This window comes from Burkholderia sp. 28_3 (assembly GCF_003253915.1).
Classification (GTDB): domain Bacteria; phylum Pseudomonadota; class Gammaproteobacteria; order Burkholderiales; family Burkholderiaceae; genus Burkholderia; species Burkholderia cenocepacia.
The window spans coordinates 56,412-73,956 of the sequence record NZ_QKZF01000016.1 but is presented as its reverse complement, the minus strand read 5'-3'; the positions used below and the strand labels follow the sequence as shown (position 1 = coordinate 73,956).

19 protein-coding genes are annotated in these 17,545 nt (G+C 68.4%); 11 read left to right on the top strand and 8 right to left on the bottom strand.

Features of this window, described 5'->3' with window-relative positions; all coding sequences use genetic code 11:
- The first annotated feature begins 42 nt into the window (after window positions 1-42).
- Window positions 43-294, top strand: a complete 252-nt coding sequence (locus tag DFS13_RS27405; protein ID WP_006482135.1) for a hypothetical protein — start codon at window positions 43-45, stop codon at window positions 292-294.
- A gap of 478 nt (window positions 295-772) precedes the next feature.
- On the opposite strand, the gene penR is transcribed toward DFS13_RS27405, so the two are convergent.
- Complete coding sequence (gene penR, locus DFS13_RS27400) at window positions 773-1,663, bottom strand: beta-lactamase transcriptional regulator PenR (RefSeq protein ID WP_006498864.1); 891 nt, start codon at window positions 1,661-1,663, stop codon at window positions 773-775.
- 136 nt (window positions 1,664-1,799) lie between these two features.
- On the opposite strand from penR, the gene blaPEN-B reads away from it, so the two are divergent.
- Window positions 1,800-2,738 (top strand): PEN-B family class A beta-lactamase, encoded by a 939-nt coding sequence (gene blaPEN-B / locus DFS13_RS27395; protein ID WP_111442328.1) that lies wholly within the window; start codon window positions 1,800-1,802, stop codon window positions 2,736-2,738.
- 482 nt (window positions 2,739-3,220) lie between these two features.
- On the opposite strand, the gene DFS13_RS27390 is transcribed toward blaPEN-B, so the two are convergent.
- The 5 genes from DFS13_RS27390 to DFS13_RS27370 all read right to left on the bottom strand — a co-directional run bounded on the left by DFS13_RS27390 (window position 3,221) and on the right by DFS13_RS27370 (window position 7,228).
- The gene (locus DFS13_RS27390; RefSeq protein ID WP_006485688.1) at window positions 3,221-3,421 is read right to left on the bottom strand and encodes a membrane protein; all 201 of its coding nucleotides are present in this window, start codon (window positions 3,419-3,421) and stop codon (window positions 3,221-3,223) included.
- Window positions 3,422-4,019: 598 nt separating this feature from the next.
- Window positions 4,020-4,388, bottom strand: a complete 369-nt coding sequence (locus DFS13_RS27385; RefSeq protein WP_111442327.1) for an antibiotic biosynthesis monooxygenase — start codon at window positions 4,386-4,388, stop codon at window positions 4,020-4,022.
- 35 nt (window positions 4,389-4,423) lie between these two features.
- Window positions 4,424-4,870 (bottom strand): MarR family winged helix-turn-helix transcriptional regulator, encoded by a 447-nt coding sequence (locus tag DFS13_RS27380; protein WP_006485683.1) that lies wholly within the window; start codon window positions 4,868-4,870, stop codon window positions 4,424-4,426.
- A gap of 322 nt (window positions 4,871-5,192) precedes the next feature.
- Window positions 5,193-6,560, bottom strand: coding sequence for an ATP-binding protein (locus DFS13_RS27375; RefSeq protein ID WP_243771080.1), 1,368 nt, complete (start codon window positions 6,558-6,560; stop codon window positions 5,193-5,195).
- 5 nt (window positions 6,561-6,565) lie between these two features.
- Window positions 6,566-7,228: a response regulator gene (locus tag DFS13_RS27370; RefSeq protein WP_006485687.1), complete on the bottom strand. Its 663-nt coding sequence runs from the start codon at window positions 7,226-7,228 to the stop codon at window positions 6,566-6,568.
- A 234-nt stretch (window positions 7,229-7,462) separates the two neighbouring features.
- Here DFS13_RS27370 and DFS13_RS27365 point away from each other — a divergent pair, with 234 nt between their 5' ends.
- The 7 genes from DFS13_RS27365 (at window position 7,463) to DFS13_RS27335 (ending at window position 13,948) form a co-directional block, all read left to right on the top strand.
- Entirely contained in the window at window positions 7,463-7,816 is a 354-nt protein-coding gene (locus DFS13_RS27365) for a YgiW/YdeI family stress tolerance OB fold protein (RefSeq protein WP_006485690.1), read from the top strand.
- A gap of 55 nt (window positions 7,817-7,871) precedes the next feature.
- Complete coding sequence (locus tag DFS13_RS27360) at window positions 7,872-8,732, top strand: MurR/RpiR family transcriptional regulator (protein WP_006485686.1); 861 nt, start codon at window positions 7,872-7,874, stop codon at window positions 8,730-8,732.
- A gap of 64 nt (window positions 8,733-8,796) precedes the next feature.
- Window positions 8,797-9,222, top strand: coding sequence for an N-acetyltransferase (locus DFS13_RS27355; RefSeq protein WP_006485684.1), 426 nt, complete (start codon window positions 8,797-8,799; stop codon window positions 9,220-9,222).
- 183 nt (window positions 9,223-9,405) lie between these two features.
- Window positions 9,406-11,073 (top strand): ankyrin repeat domain-containing protein, encoded by a 1,668-nt coding sequence (locus DFS13_RS27350; protein ID WP_048989352.1) that lies wholly within the window; start codon window positions 9,406-9,408, stop codon window positions 11,071-11,073.
- 146 nt (window positions 11,074-11,219) lie between these two features.
- Window positions 11,220-12,080 (top strand): oxaloacetate decarboxylase, encoded by an 861-nt coding sequence (locus DFS13_RS27345; RefSeq protein ID WP_006489758.1) that lies wholly within the window; start codon window positions 11,220-11,222, stop codon window positions 12,078-12,080.
- A 335-nt stretch (window positions 12,081-12,415) separates the two neighbouring features.
- Entirely contained in the window at window positions 12,416-12,682 is a 267-nt protein-coding gene (locus DFS13_RS27340) for a YodC family protein (RefSeq protein WP_034178596.1), read from the top strand.
- A gap of 105 nt (window positions 12,683-12,787) precedes the next feature.
- Window positions 12,788-13,948 carry a cytochrome P450 gene (locus DFS13_RS27335; protein WP_048989353.1) on the top strand — a complete coding sequence of 387 codons (1,161 nt, stop codon included), beginning with the start codon at window positions 12,788-12,790 and terminating at the stop codon, window positions 13,946-13,948.
- Window positions 13,949-13,963: 15 nt separating this feature from the next.
- On the opposite strand, the gene DFS13_RS27330 is transcribed toward DFS13_RS27335, so the two are convergent.
- Window positions 13,964-14,290 (bottom strand): superinfection immunity protein, encoded by a 327-nt coding sequence (locus tag DFS13_RS27330; protein ID WP_006490851.1) that lies wholly within the window; start codon window positions 14,288-14,290, stop codon window positions 13,964-13,966.
- Window positions 14,291-14,380: 90 nt separating this feature from the next.
- On the bottom strand, window positions 14,381-14,800 hold the full coding sequence (locus tag DFS13_RS27325) for a rhodanese-like domain-containing protein (RefSeq protein WP_048989356.1): 420 nt from the start codon (window positions 14,798-14,800) through the stop codon (window positions 14,381-14,383).
- Between the two features lie 114 nt (window positions 14,801-14,914).
- On the opposite strand from DFS13_RS27325, the gene ftrA reads away from it, so the two are divergent.
- Window positions 14,915-15,877: a transcriptional regulator FtrA gene (gene ftrA / locus DFS13_RS27320; RefSeq protein WP_048989358.1), complete on the top strand. Its 963-nt coding sequence runs from the start codon at window positions 14,915-14,917 to the stop codon at window positions 15,875-15,877.
- A gap of 185 nt (window positions 15,878-16,062) precedes the next feature.
- A complete protein-coding gene (locus DFS13_RS27315; protein ID WP_006490856.1) occupies window positions 16,063-17,517 on the top strand; it encodes a M20 family metallopeptidase in 1,455 nt (484 codons plus the stop codon).
- Window positions 17,518-17,545: the final 28 nt, after the last annotated feature.

Here is a 17,545-nt window from a genome sequence, read left to right as displayed (position 1 = left end):
TAGAATCGTGACATGACCCTTGAACGATGGCGGAGGTAGACGATGACGACCGACAACCGGCCCGACGACGGCGAGCACAAGCTCGAGAATCTGGAAGCGGCGGTCGACCACCTGCACAAGTCGATCGAATCGCAGAGCATCGCGGTCGGCGCGGCGAAAGGCATCCTGTTCAGCCTGATCGAAACGCTCGGCGCACTGATCGGCGATCCCGACCTGCCCGAGCATGCGCGTTCGGGCTACGAAGCGTTGCGCGACAAGGCGAGCGAATTGCGCGGCGGGCTCGACCGCCATTGATGCACGGGCGGCGCGGGCGCTGCCCGATTTGGCAGACGCGGCACAAAACCCCGTGCGCTCAACCAGTTAGGTGCCCGATACGCAGGATATCCACAAGCTTGCCAACACAATCTGTGGAGAACCGCCCGGCCGCCGGCCGGGTGCGTTGCGGGTGCGTGGCGAGCGGTTCGACAACCGTTCCGGTGCCACACCATTGACCGGTCAAGGTCCGTGGATCGAATCCCCTTGTGTATCAAGATGTTACGCGTCCGATCTGATGGATATCCACAGGCTTGCCAACAAAATCTGTGGACAACTCGCAATCGATTGCGTCGCAGGGGTTGAGGATCCGGCCGGAATGCGACCGGGGCACGAAGCCCGTGCGCAAAGGCTGCCCGCGCCGTGCACCGGCACGCTAATGCGTGCGCGATCAATGGCTTAGGCGCCAGGTACCCAGGATATCCACATCCTTGCCAACACTTTCTGTGGACAAGCGGCGTTATTCGACGGGCGCGGCGCCGGCCGCCTCGGCCACGATCCAGTCGCGAAAGAGCGTCATCGCGGGCGTCAGCGGTTTCGACTTCAGCGACGTGAGCCAGTAGCCGCCCGCGCGCACGTCGATGTCGAGCGGCCGCGCGAGCTGGCCGAGCTGCAGTTCGCGCGCGAACATGCACGCGGGCGCGAGCGCGACGCCCGCACCCTGCATCGCGGCCTCGACCATCAGCCGGGACGAATCGAACACGGGCCCGTTGACGGCCCACGGTTCGAGCCGCGCGGCGTCGAACCAGCCGAGCCATTCGTCGGTGCGGTACGAGCGCAGCAGCGTTTCGTTCGCGAGATCGGCCGGCCGCGCGAGGCGCCGCGCGATCTCCGGCGTGCACAGTGCGGTGAGTGGCGCATCGAGCAGCGGCTCGTTGCGCGTCGCCGGCCAGTTGCCTTCGCCGAAACGGATCGCGAAGTCGAGGCCCTCGGCGGCGAGGTCGACGACATTGTTGTTGGTCCGCAGCCGCAGCTCGACGAACGGGTGCGTGTCGCCGAACTGCTTCAGCCGCGGCATTAGCCAGCCTAGGGCAAAGGTGCCGACGACGCCGAGCGTCAGCACTTCGTGGAAACGCCCGCCGTCGAACTGCTTGAGCACCGTTTCGATGCGGCTGAACGCGTCGCTCAGCACCGGCAGCAGCGCGCGCCCTTCGTCGGTGAGCCCGAGGCCGCGCGGCAACCGCGTAAACAGCGTACAGCCGAGCCGCTCCTCGAGCGAGCGCACCTGCTGGCTGACGGCGGCCTGCGTCACGCTCAGCTCGAGGCCGGCGCGCGTGAAGTTCAGGTGGCGCGCCGACGATTCGAACGCGCGCAACGCATTGAGCGGAAGATGAGGGCGGAGCTTCGTCATAAGAATTTCTTTTGTCAGCGCTCAATTATCGTTGCTTGTCAGGCAACCGTAAAGTCTCGATAGTGCTGTCTCGGCGGCCGGCCGTTTTCCCTCTCCCGACACCGTTGCGCCGCCATTCCACCACGAGACAACCGACATGACCTACTCATCGAAACGTCGAACCCTGTTGCTGGCCGCCGCGACGGCGCCGCTCGTTCTCACCGCCACCGCGTGCGCGTCGCGGCAGGCCGCTGCGCCGGACCCGGCCACGGCGGCAGCGGCGGCTGCCGCGGATGCCATGGCGCCCGCCGCGGCAGCAGCGACGCTCGCCGATCTCGAGCGCGACGCGGGCGGCCGTCTCGGCGTATGCGCGATCGACACGGCGAGCGGCCGGGTCATCGAGCATCGCGCGGGCGAGCGCTTCCCGTTCTGCAGTACGTTCAAGGCGATGCTGAGTGCGGCGGTGCTCGCGCAGAGCGTCGAGCGGCCGGGCTTGCTGCAACAGCGCGTGAAGTATACGAAGGCCGACCTCGTCAACTATTCGCCGGTGTCGGAGAAGCATGTCGGTGCGGGCATGACGGTGGCCGCGCTGTGCGAGGCGACGATCCAGTACAGCGACAACTCGGCCGCGAACCTGCTGATGAAGCTGATCGGCGGCCCGTCGGCGGTCACCGCCTACGCGCGCTCGATCGGCGACGACGCGTTCCGGCTCGATCGATGGGAGACCGAACTGAATACCGCGTTGCCGGGCGACCCGCGCGACACGACGACGCCCGCCGCGATGGCCGCCAGCATACGCGTGCTGACGCTCGGCGACGCACTGCCGGCCGCGCAGCGTGCGCAGCTCGTCGCGTGGCTGCGCGGCAACAAGGTTGGCGACAAGCGGATTCGTGCGGGCGTGCCGGCCGGGTGGGCGGTCGGCGACAAGACCGGTACCGGCGACTACGGGACGACGAACGACGCGGGCGTCATCTGGCCGACGTCGCGCGCGCCGATCGTGCTGGCCGTGTACTACACGCAGACGCGAGCCGATGCGCGGGCGAAGGACGACGTGATCGCGTCGGTCGCGCGCATCGTCGCGCAGACGTTCGGTTGAGCCACGCGGCGCGGCGTGCGTGGCGAGATCCGCGGGCGCGCCGTGCCGCAGTCGTGACCCGCGCGATCAAACGTTGTGCGATCAACGACTTAGATCGCGCATGCTCAGGATATCCACATGCTTGCCAACAAAAAGTGTGGACAAGCCCGCACGCAGCGGCGCTCGGCGTGACGTGCGCCCTCGTGCCGCGTTTGAAGCAGCGCGGACAAAGTCTTTCGGATCAAGCGTTTGGCCGCGGTATGCGCAGGCTATCCACACGCTTGCCAACACAATCTGTGGACAAGCGCGGCAAGCAGCGTGGCAGCCGGCGCGTCACGCGTCGACGCAGCACATAACCGGTGATTGGCCGCCCGCGTGCCGCTTTCTAGGCGGCGCGGACAAAGTCTTTCGGATCAAGTGCTTGATCGCGGTATGCGCAGGCTATCCACATGCTTGCCAACACAATCTGTGGACAAGCCCGCGCGCTGCCGCGATGGCAACGCTCAGGGCTGCCGATCGCCGACGGCCGGCCAGCGCGCGAACGCGAACACCCACAACATGATGAAGTTCAGCACCGGGACGAACATCGTCAGGATCCACCAGCCCGAATGCCCGGTGCGCCGGACGATGCGGACGTACGGATAGACGACGATGGCGACGAGCACGAGCGAGATGAGCAATTGCCACGCGGTGAAGTGTTCCATGGTCTTCCTCGGATTGAAATGTCGTCATGCGGTGCCGGCGGAACGGCCGGCCCGTGGCGCCGACGCGCGTTGCCGGCCATGCGCGGCCGCGTGCGGCTTGCGTGATCTTGATGGGTGACGGGCGCGGGCGTCAAGGCATCGGCGCTGCGCCGCGATCACACTGAATCGTCCGCGTGCGCGCCGACCGCTACCGCGCGCTGCCGAAACGATGACACGCGGCACGAACCGTAGACCGATCAATGGGTTAGCGCAGGCTTGCGCAGGATATCCACAAGCTTGCCAACACAATCTGTGGGTAACTGGCGCAGCGCCGGCCCGGCATGCGTGCGGGCGTTACGACGCGCAGCGGGCGTGCATCGGACTACAGGACTACATCGGGACTACATCGCCGTGGCGTCGTGATGCGAAGTGCGGCGAAGCGGTGTGCGCGATGGCCATGGCGCGCGCCGTGTCTGCATCACGCGTGCCAAAGTCCATCGGATCAAGGGTTTAGCGTCGCGGTGCGCAGGATATCCACAAGCTTGCCAACATTTTCTGTGGAGAACTCCACGTTCGCGAGGCGGCCGATGCCACGCACTGCCACGCTTCGCATGTCCGCTCACGCCGTGCAGATACCGGCCACGCCGACCTTCTGGAACAGGTGCGGGCTGGCGACGGCGGACGACGGATAGGCCGACAGCTTGGCGACGAACTCCGGATGCGTGAAGGCCGCGCGAAACGCTTCCGTCGATTCCCAGATCGCGTAGTTCAGGTAGGTCGGGCTGTCGCCGAGTGCGCGATGAAGCTGCGTCGAGATGAATCCCGGCTGCCGCTTCATGAAAGCCGCGTCGTCTTTCCAGGCGGCGAGAAAATCGGCTTCGTCGGCGGGCGCGAGCGTGAACACGTTGACGAGCACGACCGGCTCCGCATCGATCGCAATCTGTTGCTGGATCGGAAAGGCCGGATCCATCGGCTTGAACTGGGGCATGGGTGCTCCTGGTGAGGTAGAGGGCAAGCGGGCGGCTACGCGTGGCCGTCCTGACCGTGCGCGCCGGACATCGCCGACAGCACGCGCAGCGCCGCGTCGAGGTCGGAAGAGCTGAAGTCGCCGGCGATGTCGCGGACATGCCGCTGCCACTGCTCGACCACGGCCTGATAGGCCGCTTCGCCGCGCGGCGTCAGCGCATACAACGGCGAGCGCTTGTGCGCCGGATTGGGCAACGACAGCACCAGCCCTTCGTCGGTCAGCACGTTGATCTGTTTCAGGACGGCCTGCCGCGTGATGCCCATCGTGTCGGCGATCTGCGGGATGTTGGGCGCGTCCGGCGCCATCGAGATCGCGCCCAGCACCTGCCAGCGCGCGCTGGTCAAGCCGTGCGGCCCGGCGAAGGTGTTGCCCCATTCGATCAGCAGGCCGTTCAACCGGAATACGGATAGCGCGACGGCGGTCAACTTGTCGGATTTCGTCATGGCCGGCTCGTGTCGTGAATTGACAACTACTTTACGTAATAGACAACTGGTTGTCAAATTGGCGGGCGAGTGTCGACAGACGAAGGGGCTTCGGTATTGCAGCGTGGAAGCGCACGCGGACATCCGTGAAACCTCGACCGATCTTTGGGGCGAGCGGATCGTCCACGAGAAGTGACGCGCGCGTGCGTGCTTGCCGCTGGCCGGCGCATTTGCCGCGCACGCACGACAAACCCTTTCCGATCAAGGGCTTGGTGCTGTTAATGGAAGGTTGTCCACAAGCTTGCCAACATTATCTGTGGACAAGCCTTCGGCCGCCCGCGCGTCAGGCCGACAGCGGGAAGCGCACCGTGACGGTCAGCCCGCGCCCGCCGCGGGTGGTGCCGAGCGAGACGGTCGCGCGATGCTGTTCGGCGATCCGCTTGACGATCGACAGCCCGAGCCCGCTGCCCGACGACGTGGCGGCCTGTGCGCCTTCGCCGCGATAGAAGCGTTCCCACACGTCGGCGCGCTCGGCTTCCGGAATGCCGGGGCCGTCGTCCGCGACTTCGAGCACGGGCGTCGTGCCGTCGACGCGCGCCGACACGTCGACGCGCGCGCCTTCGCCTGCATAGCGGATCGCGTTGTCGACGAGATTGTTCAGCAGCACGCGCAGCGTGTCGGCATTGCCCGCGGCCATCACCGGCACGTCGACGATCGCGCCGAGATCGATCCGGTGCGCGTCGGCGACGCGTGCGCGGTCGGACACCACCGAGCGGCACAGCGCGGCGAGATCGACCGGCGCCGATGCGGAGACGACCGCCTGCGCATCGGGTTCGAGGCGTGCGAGCGTCAGCAACTGTTCGGCGAGGTGGCCGAGGCGGGTCGTGCCCGCATGGATCTGCGCGAGGATGTGCTCGCGTTCCTCGGCCGTCGCCGCGCGCCGCAGCAGTTGCGACTGGATCGACAGCCCCATGATCGGCGTGCGCAGCTCGTGCGCGGCATCGGCGATGAAGTGCCGCTGCAGCGTGAACGAGCGGTCGAGGCGCGCGAGCAGGTCGTTGATCGCTTCGGCGAGCGGGCGGACCTCGTTCGGCATCGACGCGACGTCGACCGGTTCGAGGTTGTTCGCATTCCTGCGTTTCAGGCCGGACGCGATCGCCCGCAGCGGCCGCAGTCCCGCGCCGATGCCGAACCACAGACCGAGCGCGAGCAGCGGCAGCATCGAGAACACGGGCCACAGCAGGTGGACGGCGATGCCCGCGATCGCTTCCCAGCGCGCATGCCGCGCCTGTGCGAGCCGGATCGTCGTGCCGCCGCGCTCGGTCACATAGGTGCGCCACGGCTGGCCGCCGACGTCGACGCTCGCGATGCCCTGCTGCGCGGGCGGCGGCAGCTTCGAGTCGCGATCGGTCGAATACACGAGCGTGCCGTTGCGCCACACCTGCAGCAGCACCGCGTCGGGGTCGCTCGCTTCGAAGCCGTGCTTGCCTTTGGCATGGTTGCTGAACGACAGCTCGCCGTTCGGGCCGACCACGATCTGTTTCGACATGCTGCGCATCTGGTCGTCGAGCAGGTCGTCGAGTTCGCGCAGCGCGCCCCAGTAGGTGCCGGCGCTCGCGACCAGGCCGATCACGCACGCGGCCGGCAGTAGCCACGTCAGCAGGCGCCGCCGCAGCGACGCGTTGCGCCAGCGCGCGACCGCGCGTTCCATGCGCGTCACGTGCCGTCACCGATCCGGTAGCCGACGCCGCGCACGGTGCGGATCATGTCGTGGCCGAGTTTCTTGCGCAGGTTGTGGATATGCACCTGCACCGCGTTGCTCTCGATTTCCTCGCCCCAGCTGTACAGCCGTTCCTCGAACTGCTCGCGCGAAATCACCGCGCCCGGTTCGCGCATCAACTCGTGCAGCAGTACGAATTCCTTCGGCGACAGCGGCACTTCGTCACCGTCGAGCCAGACGAGGTGCTTGACGGGATCGAGCCGCAGCGGGCCGATCGCGAGCGTCGTCTGCGCGCGACCCGCATGGCGGCGGCTGACCGCGCGGATGCGGGCGAGCAGCTCGTCGAGCTCGAACGGCTTGACGAGATAGTCGTCCGCGCCGCTGTCGAGGCCGGCGATGCGGTCCGGCACGCCGTCGCGCGCGGTGATGATGATCGCGGGCAGGTTTTCGTCGCGGCGGCGCAGCGCGGCGAGCACCGACAGGCCGTCGCGGTTCGGCAGCCCGAGATCGAGCAGCAGCAATCCGTAGCCGGTCGCGCGCAGCGCGAGCGACGCGGCGTCGCCGTCCTTCACCCAGTCGACCGCGAAGCCTTCCTGTTTGAGGCCCTGTTCGAGCCCGCTGCCGATCAGCGGATCGTCCTCGACGAGCAGTACGCGCATGAATTCGTGTCTCTTCAAACGGGGCGCCGCGGCGCCCGGGATTCCCATGATAAGCGCACGCGTCTTAGACCAAGCTTAAATGCGCGCAGGGCGCCGCGCGGTTTTCGTACTCGTCCAATGCGGCACCGTGTCACTTCGGGATGCCCTTCAGGTTTGCTTAATCTTACGGTCCGTAATCTGGCGCCGTCGCGTTCAACGGAGCGCGGCGCCACATCGAAGAAGAGGACCACGATCATGAAACACCTGGCCAGAATTCTGGCGGTCGCGCTCGTCGCGCTGCCCGCCGCCGTCTACGCGCAATACACGGGGCCGTCCGCGCTGACGACGACGACCGTGAAGGAACTGCTCGCCAACGGCCGGGACGACCAGCACGTGCAGTTGCAGGGGCGCATCGTCAAGCACGTCGGCGGCGAGGATTACGAGTTCGCCGACGCCACCGGCACGATCCACGTCGAAATCGACCACAAGCTGTGGGCGGCGGGCCAGCCCGTCAGCGACAAGAACGAGGTGAAACTGACCGGCGAATTCGAGCGCAAATGGTCGGGCCGCGTGAAGGTCGACGCCGATCACGTCGAAGTGCTGCGCTGACCGATGCGCGCGGGGCCGGTGATACCATGGACGACCGGTTCCCGTTCCCATCAAGATGGCCGCCAATTTCGACGAACTCGCGTCCCGGATCCGGGCGCAATTTTCCGAGCTGAGCCCGCAATTCCAGGCGGGCGCCGCCTTCCTGCTCGATCATCCCGACGAAGTCGCCACGTCGTCGATGCGCAAGGTCGCGCAGCGCGCGCAGGTGCAGCCCGCGTCGCTCGTGCGGCTCGCGCAGCAATTCGGCTTTCCCGGCTGGAACGAGCTGCGCGACCTGTGCGTCGCGCGCGTGCGTACGCGGCCCGAGCCGCTCACGCAGCGTGCGCGCTCGCTCGTGCGGCCCGACGCGAAGGCGTCGCTCGCGCACGACCTGCTCGCCGCGCAGCAGCACAACCTGTCGGCGACCGCCGCGCAGAACGAGCATGCGCTCGCGGATGCGGCAAAGCTGATCCGCAAGGCATCGCATGTGCACGTGGCGGGGTTTCGCTCGTGCTATCCGGTCGCGTTCGGTTTCGTCTACGGCTACCGGCTGTTCCGGCCGACCGTGTCGCTGCTGAACGGCGTCGCCGGTTCGCTCGAAATGGAACTGCGGACGATCGCGAAGCAGAGCGTGACCGTGATCGTCAGCTTCGCGCCGTATTCGGCCGAAGCGACGCGCGTCGCGCAGGCCGCGAAGGCGCAGGGCAGCCGGATCGTCGCGATCACCGACAGCGCCGTGTCGCCGATCGCGCTGCACGCGGACGCGCAACTGATCTTCACGCACGACAGCCCGTCGTTCTTTCCGTCGCTGGTGGCCGCGCATGCGATGGCCGAGGCGCTGGTCGCGCAGTTGCTGGCGCTCGAAGGCAGCGATGCGATCGCGGCGCTCGAGCGGACCGAAGCGGAACTGCACGCGAAGGGCGCGTACGTCGTTTGACGGGCGCGGCACGGGCAGTTTCAGCCCCCTCGCATCACTTTCATTCACGACCCGACGCAACTCGATGACGTTGACCTACGCAGTGACCGATGCGGGCGACGCGGCGGTGCGCAAGCAGATCGTCGCGCCGCTCATCCGCTTCAACGAAAGCCAGGCCGGCCCGGTCGACTTCCGGCCGCTGGCCGTGATCGTGACCGACGAGGCCGGCGCGGTGGTCGGCGGCCTGTGGGGCGGCACGGCGTTCGGCTGGCTGCATGTCGACCTGCTGGTCGTGCCCGAGGCCGCGCGCGGCCAGGGTGCCGGCACGCGCATCATGGACCTGGCCGAACAGGAGGCCGTCGCGCGCGGCTGCCACAGCGCGTGGCTCGACACGTTCGACTTCCAGGCGCGACCGTTCTACGAGAAGCGCGGCTATGTCCGCTTCGGCGAGCTGCCCGATTATCCGGTCGGGCACAGCCGCATTTTCCTGACGAAGAAGCTCGCGGGCTGAGCGCCGCCGCGCGGCACGATTGACGTTGCCGGCGGCCGTCGCCTACGATACCGGGCAGCGATGCAGGTCGCTTCCGGGTCCGCGGAAAGGGTTCAACCCACCTGTCGCGGCAAATCCGGGCTTTCCCCATCCTTTGTGCTGGCGGTATTGCGGACCTTCGGCCATCCATGCACGAGGATCCGCATGAAAAAGCTGCCTCCCAACGCCCATCCCGATCATCTGAAAAAGCAGGCCAAGGCGTTGTTGCGCCTGTACCGGCAGGGTGACGCCGATGCCGTCGCGCGCTTCGTCGAGTCGCTGCCCGCCGCCGCGAATCGCACGCACGACGAAACGCTCGCGCTCGGGCTGCGCCTGCACGACGCGCAGTCCTGCATCGCGCGCGAGTACGGTTTTGCTTCGTGGGCCGATCTCGGCGTGTTCGTCGAAACCCATGCGCTCACGCGGGAACCGCGGCCGCTGCTGATTCGCCGCTGGCTCGAGCTCGCTTACGGCGCCGACGTGACGGGCGGCTTCGACGCGGCCCGGCCGCGCGTCGCCGCGCAATTGCTGCTCGATCATCCCGATCTCGTTTCGGCGGACCCGACCATCGCGTGTGCGGCCGGCGATCTCGATGCGGTGAAGGCCGCGCTGGCCGCCGATCCCGGCTGGATCGCGCGCGCCGGCGGGGCGCTGAAGCTGCCGCCGCTCGTCGCCGTCACGCATTCGCGGCTCGGGCAGCTTCCCGAATTCGCGGCGAGGTTGCGTGCGTGCGCGCGTCATCTACTCGATGCGGGCGCCGATCCGAACCAGCGGATCGGCAACCGGTATCCGCCGGCCTCGCTCGCCGCGCCCGATGCGTCGGCGCCGCTGTCGGCGCTCTATGGCGCCGCCGGCGTCCAGCGCGATCCGGCGCTCACCGCGATGCTGCTGGAAGCCGGCGCCGATCCGAACGACGGCGAATCGCTGTATCACTCGGTGGAGAACCCGGCGTGCACGCGGCTGCTGCTCGAGCACGGCGCGCGGGTGGGCGGGACGAATGCGTTGCGACGCGCGCTCGACGTGCCGGACGCGGCCGCGCTCGAACTGCTGCTCGCGCATGGCGGCGATCCGAACGAACCGGCCGGCGAGGGGCCGACCAGGACGTGGGGCGCGCCGTTGCTGCGCGCGATCGCCGTGCGTTGCCCGGCGCGCCACGTCGCCGCGCTGCTGGCGGCCGGCGCCGATCCCCGCGCGCGGACCGCCGCGGGCGTCAGCGCGTACCGGCTCGCGATGCAGACCGGATCGTCCGATGTCGCGGCGCTGTTGCGCGCGGCCGGCGCGGAGGAGGCGCTCGATGCGCACGACGCGTTCGTGGCGGCGTGCGCGCGCGCCGATGCCGACGACGCACGGCGCATCCAGGCACGTCATCGCGAACTGCCCGGTGCGCTGTCCGACGACCGGCTGCGGTTGCTGCCGGACGCCGCCGCATGGGGTTCGCGCGATGCGGTGAAGGTGATGGTCGAGCTGGGCTGGCCGATCGACGCGCGCGGCGGCGACTGGGACGCGAGCGCGCTGAATCACGCGGTGTTCCGCGGCGATGCGGAACTGCTGGCGTTTCTGCTCGCGCACGGTGCGGGCTGGCGCGACCTGCACGGGTTCGGCAGCGACGCGCTCGGTACGTTGTCGTGGGCGTCGGTCAACGAACCGGAGGGAGCCGGTGAGGCCGACTGGGAGGCATGCGCGCGCGTGCTGCTTGCGCATGGCGTGCCGCCAGCAGTGCGCGATCCGTCGAATCCGGACGGCGTGCTGATCGACGGTCGCGCGATGCGGTTCTCCGAGGCCGTCACCGACGTGTTGCTCGGCAGCGACGGCGGGCGGCCCGTATCGACGTGAACCGACGCGGGCGGCCGCGCGGGGTGGCCTGCATTCGGCGTTGGGCCGCATTCTTCCTGTTGCGCGACGACATTTCGACGAAAGCTGAAACGTCGCGTGCACGACCGGCGTAAGCTCACCCGTCAACACTGTCCCTGGAGTTCGCGATGATCCGTTCCGACCTGCAAGCCCGCCACGCCGAAGCTTTCCGTGCGCTGCATACGCGCCCCGGCGCGTTCATCATCCCGAACCCGTGGGACGCCGGCACCGCGCGCCTGCTCGCGATGGCCGGCTTCGAGGCGCTCGCCACGACCAGCGCCGGCTACGCGTTTTCGAAAGGGCAGCCCGACAACGCGATTGACCGCGACGCGATGCTCGATCACATCGCCGATCTCGTCGCCGCGGGGGGCCTGCCGGTGAGCGCCGATCTCGAGAACGGCTTCGGCGACGCGCCCGGCACGGTGGCCGAAACGATCCGGCTGGCGGCCGAAGCCGGCGCGGTCGGTGGCTCGATCGAGGATGCGACCGGCCGCGCCGATACGCCGATCTATGCGCGCGACGCGTCGGTCGAGCGCATCGCGGCGGCCGTCGACGCGGCGCGCGCGCTGCCGTTTCCGTTCACGCTGACCGCCCGCTGCGAAAACTACCTGCACGGTCGCCGCGACCTCGACGACACGATCGCGCGGCTCGTCGCCTATCGCGACGCCGGCGCCGACGTGCTGTATGCGCCCGGCATCACCGACGCCGACGAGATCGCGGCGGTGACGCGGGCGGTCGGCGCGCCGGTCAATGTCGTCATGGGCCTGCAGGGCGGGCTGCTGAGCCTCGACGAACTGGCGGCGCTCGGCGTGAAGCGTGTCAGCGTCGGCGGCGCGCTGGCGCGGGCCGCGCTCGGCGCGTTCCTGCGCGCGGCGACGGAGATGAGGCGCGACGGCACCTTCACCTTTACCCAGGCGGCCGTGCCGGGGCGCGATATCAACCGCTGGTTTGCGGCGCCCGATAATTCTCCGATTTTGTTCGACGAATGAGCCCCAATAAAAGCCGGAATCGTTTACGGCGAAACATTGATTGACAATAATCAACCGGTTTCGCGTCCGAATTAATCGTCGATGACGACGCGAAAATCATCGTCTATTCTCCGCATTCCGCCTGTTCGGCCACAGCCGGCGCGCCGCGCCTGACGCCCGGCGGGCCATCAGGCGTGACGATCCCGCGCATTGTTGCAGGTTATTGTTCAGAGCGTTGCCGCGCGCGGCAGTTGCCGGATGATTTTTTGATTGATAATCTGCGGCACGTTCCAATGGCCGGTCAGTGCGCCGCCGGGAATATCAATATATTCAATATATAAAAAGCTGAGAGAGCGATGACGATCCGAGAAAATCACCGCATGAGGTTTCGCGTGGGCGATGTCGTGACGCTTAAAACGGGCGGCCCGCGCATGACCGTCACGTATGCCGGGCCGGTCGTGTTCGACGACGGCGACTGGCTGATCTGCCAGTGGTTCGACGAAAGCGGCGAATTCCGGCAGGAAATGTTCCATCACGACACGGTGGTGCCCGAACCGCGCGCGATTTCGGCCGGGCGGGTCCGGCTGCGCATGCAGTCGCACCGCGACCGATCGGCGGCCTGACGCCGGCCGCCTCAGCCATGCCGTGACTCGTCGCTCGCCGTCCGTACTGCGACATTTCACGCCATCCCGAAACATGCGGCGGCGCACTGCGCCGATACTGAGCGCATGAACCCGACCGATCCCATTGCCGCGGTCACGCACCGCGATCCCTATCCCTATTACGCCGCGCTCGTCGACGGGCCGCCGCTCGCGTTCGATGCCACGCTCGGCCTCTGGGTCGCGAGCCGCGCGACGGCCGTGACGGCCGTGCTCGGCGATCCGGCCTGCCGCGTGCGCCCGCTCGACGCGCCGGTGCCGCCCGCGTTGCGCGGCACGACGGCCGGCGCGCTGTTCGGCGAGCTGGTACGCATGAACGAGGGTGCATCGCGACACGACCTACCGAAGCAGGCGTTGCGTGCGGCGTTCGCGCCGCTCGACCCGGCCGCGCTGCGCGATCGCGCCGAGGCGATTGCCGCGCGGCGGTTGTCCGCGCCCGGCGATGCCGACGCGCTGAACGCATGGTGCATGACGGTGCCCGTGTGCGCGGTTGCCGATCTGCTCGGCTTCGACGAAACCCAGCTCGACGACATCGCGGCGCGGGTCGTCGAATTCGTCGCGGCACTGTCGCCGCTGTCGGATGCCGCGGCGCTGGCGCGCGCGAGCGACGCGGCGCGACAACTGCTCGACCGGATGACGGAACGCGTCGCGCAGTCGCATGCGCAGGACGGCACGCTGGTCGCCGCGGTACAGCAGGCGGCCCGCGCGTCGGGCTGGCAGGCGGGCGGCGCGCTGGTCGCGAATCTCGTCGGGTTGCTGTCGCAGACATGCGAGGCGACCGCCGCATGGCTCGGCAATGCACTCGTGGCGTGGAACGGCGAAGCAGGCGAGGTGCCGGACGCTGCCGCGATCGACGCATTCGTCGCCGAAGTCGGGCGTTTCGATTCACCGGTACAGAACACGCGCCGCTTCGTCGCGGCACGCACGACGATCGAAGGCGTGAGCGTCGAAGCTGGCGACGCGATCCTCGTCGTGCTGGCAGCGGCGAATCGCGATCCGGCCGTGCATCGCGAGCCGCACCGGCTGATGCCCGGCCGCACGGCGGGGCCGAATTTCGGCTTCGGCACGGGGCCGCATGGATGTCCGGGCGAGCGAATCGCACGGGCGGTCACGGCGGGGGCATTCGCGGCGCGGTTGCACGCGGGCGGCTGGCCGCCGCGTGACGCACTGAAGTGGGATTACCGCGCGTCGACCAATGTCAGGATGCCGAAGTTCGACGCGAGTCGGTGAAGGGGAAAGAGGGACCTACCGGCAGCCTTGTTTTTCCGCCCATTGCTCCTGGGCGGCGACACGGCGTTGCACGCGTTCGACGAGGCCGGTCGAAAAAGTCCGCATGCTGATACCGCGGCGCTTCGCGAGGATCGTCTGCGCGACGTCGGTGCGCGGGTTCGGCTGGCACGCCCAGTACAGCGTCATCAGCCAGCCGATGCCTGTCCACGCGAACAGGGCGTTGAACATCGCGATCGTCAGCTTGTCGTGCCGGCCGCGCCGGTCGGCAATGACGGCCGGCAGGAAATAGAGCGCGATCGCCGCGACTGAACCGGCCACTTGAATCAGGACTGCATCATGCATGGTGCTGCTCCGTCCGAACTGCAATGAGGCTGATTGTCGCGCTTTTTCCGTTCGTGTGCAGGCAATTGATTGTTGCGCTTTTAGTGACGATCAGGCGGCTTCGACGTCGGTCGGCTGCACGTCGTTGCTCAGTGCGAAACCTTCGTCGAGCCAGCCCGTCACGCCGCCGATCATCAGCTTGACCGGGCGGCCGAGGCGCGCGAGCCGGATCGCCGCGCGGGCGGCGCCGTTGCAGTGCGGCCCCGCGCAGTAGACGACGAACAGCGTGTCGGCCGGGTAGCCGGCGAGCTTGCTTTCGATGATCTTGCGGTGCGGCAGGTTGCGCGCGCCGGGCACGTGGCCGGCGGTGAACTGGTCGGGGCCGCGCACGTCGAGCAGCACGAAATCGGGCGTGCCGGACGCGAACGCGTCGTGCACGTCCCAGCAATCGGTCTCGAAGCGCAGCGAGGCCTCGAAATGCGCGAGGGCGGCGGGGCTGTCGGCGGCGGGGACGTCGGTGACGTGGGACATGGTCAGGCTCTCCGGGTTGAACGGGCACGAAATGCGCCGCAATGAAGGGCAGTATCGCGGTTCGGCGCGGGTCGCGGCAGTGGCGCGATCGACAAGTTCCGGTAACATCGCGCCATGCACAATCATCTCGTCGTCGCGCTCGCCTACGATCGGCTCTGCACGTTCGAATTCGGCTGCGTGGTCGAACTGTTCGCGCTCGAGCGCCCCGAACTCGGCGTCGACTGGTATCGCTTCGCGGTATGCGCGAGCGAGCCGGGGCCGGTGCGCGCGGCGGGCGGCATTACCGTTGCCGCGCCCTACCGGCTCGCGACGCTCGATCGCGCGGACACCATCGTGATTCCCGGCTGGCGCGATCCGGACGAATTGCCGCCCGAGCCGTTGCTGAAGAAGCTGCGGGCCGCGCACCGGCGCGGCGCGCGGCTCTGCTCGATCTGTTCGGGCGTGTTCGTGCTCGCGGCGGCCGGCGTGCTCGACGGCCTCACCGTGACGACTCACTGGCGGTATGCGGAACGCCTGCAGGCCCGTTATCCGGCGCTGCGCGTGAATCCCGATGCGCTGTACGTCGACGAAGGGCAGATCGTCACGTCGGCCGGCTCGGCGGCGGGGCTCGACATGCTGCTGCATCTCGTGCGCCGCGATCATGGCGGCGCGATCGCGAACCGCGTCGCGCAGCGTCTCGTGCTGCCGCCGCATCGCGACGGTGGCCAGGCGCAGTTCGTGCCGCGTCCGGTCGCACCGGGCGGCACCGACCGGCTCGCCAAGCTGATCGACTGGATGCGCGCGCATGTGGCCGAGCCGCACACGCTCGCGTCGCTCGCCGCGCAGGCCGCGATGAGCACGCGCACGCTGCAGCGTCAGTTCTCCGATGCGACGGGGATGTCGCCGCTGGCGTGGCTGATCCGCGAGCGCGTGAACGTCGCGAAGGACATGCTCGAGGCGCAGCCGGCACTGCCGCTCGCACAGGTTGCGGCGCGCGCCGGGTTCGGTTCCGAGGAGTCGCTGCGCCGGCATTTCCGGCGCGTCGCGGCGACGAGCCCGGCCGCGTACCGGCGCGGGATGGATCGCGGCGGCACGTAGCGGGTGTCGGGCCGGAGCGCTCGCGCGACGATGAAAAGCCGCCCCTGCGGCACGATGCGCTCACCCCCGCGGCCGGGCTGCGCGACGCATTTCCGAACGCTGTCTGAACGGCCAGGAGGGGCGCCGGCGGGGGCGCATCGGCGTATGATCTGGGTTTTCGTCAGCCCGATCCAGGCACCCCCACCATGACTTCCGTCGACACTACCCCCGTCCTCGACCATGACAAGCTCGTTACCTTCATCGAGCGCAAGTGGAACGATGAAATCCTCCACGCCCTGACCGACTACATCGCGATTCCCGCGAAGAGCCCCGCATTCGACCCCGACTGGGCGAAACGCGGATATCTCGAGCGCGTCGTCACCGATGCCGCGCAGTGGGCCGAACGGCAGCCGGTGAAGGGCCTGAAGCTCGAAATCGTGCGCCTGCCGGGCCGCACGCCGGTGATCTTCTTCGAGTCTCCGGCCACGCGCTCGGGCAGCACCGACACGATCCTGCTGTACGGCCACCTCGACAAGCAGCCCGAATTCGACGGCTGGCGCGCGGACCTCGGCCCGTGGACGCCGAAGTTCGAGAACGGCAAGCTGTACGGCCGCGGCGGCGCGGACGACGGCTATGCGATCTACGCAAGCCTCGCGGCGCTCGGCGCGCTCGACGAGCAGGGCATCGAGCGGCCGCGCTGCGTCGGCCTGATCGAGACCTGCGAGGAGTCGGGCAGCTACGACCTGCTGCCGTACGTCGACGCATTGCGCGACCGGCTCGGTCAGGTGTCGCTCGTCGTGTGCCTCGATTCGGGCGCCGGCAACTACGACCAGATGTGGCTCACCACGTCGCTGCGCGGCCTTGTGTCCGGCGACCTGCAGGTCGAGGTGCTGGAAGAAGGCGTCCACTCGGGTGTCTACGGCGGCATCGCGCCGTCGAGCTTCCGCGTGATGCGCCAGCTGTTCGAGCGCCTCGAAGACGCGAAGAACGGCAACCTGCTGCCGGGCGTGTTCCATTGCGAGATTCCGTCGAGCCGCGTGCGCGAAGCCGAGGCCGCTGCCGCGATTCTCGGCGACACGGTGTGGAAGGGGCTGCCGTGGGCGTGCGGCCAGGATGGCAAGCCCGTGCTGCCGACCACGACCGATCCGCGCGAGGCGCTGCTGAATTCGACGTGGCGTCCGTCGCTGTCGGTGACGGGCGCGGCCGGCATGCCGGCGCTCGCCGATGCGGGCAACGTGCTGCGTCCGCGCACCGCATTCAAGCTGTCGCTGCGGCTGCCGCCGCTCGTCGACGCCGCGCAGGCCGTCCAGCAACTGAAGGAATTGCTCGAACTCGATCCGCCGTACAACGCGAAGGTCACGTTCAAGCCGGACGCCGGCGCCGCGACGGGCTGGAGCGCGCCGGATCTCGCGCCGTGGCTCGCGTCGTCGCTCGACGCCGCGTCGCGCCGCCACTTCGGCGCCGACTGCGCGTACATGGGCCTCGGCGGCACGATCCCGCTGATGAACGTGCTACAGGAAGGCTTCCCCGCAGCGCAATTCATGGTGTGCGGCGTGCTCGGGCCGAAGTCGAACGCGCACGGCCCGAACGAGTTCCTGCACGTACCGTATGCGAAGAAGCTCACCGCGGCCGTTGCCGACGTGATCGCGACCGCGCGCTGATCGGCGCAACGTTCGACGTACCGATTGC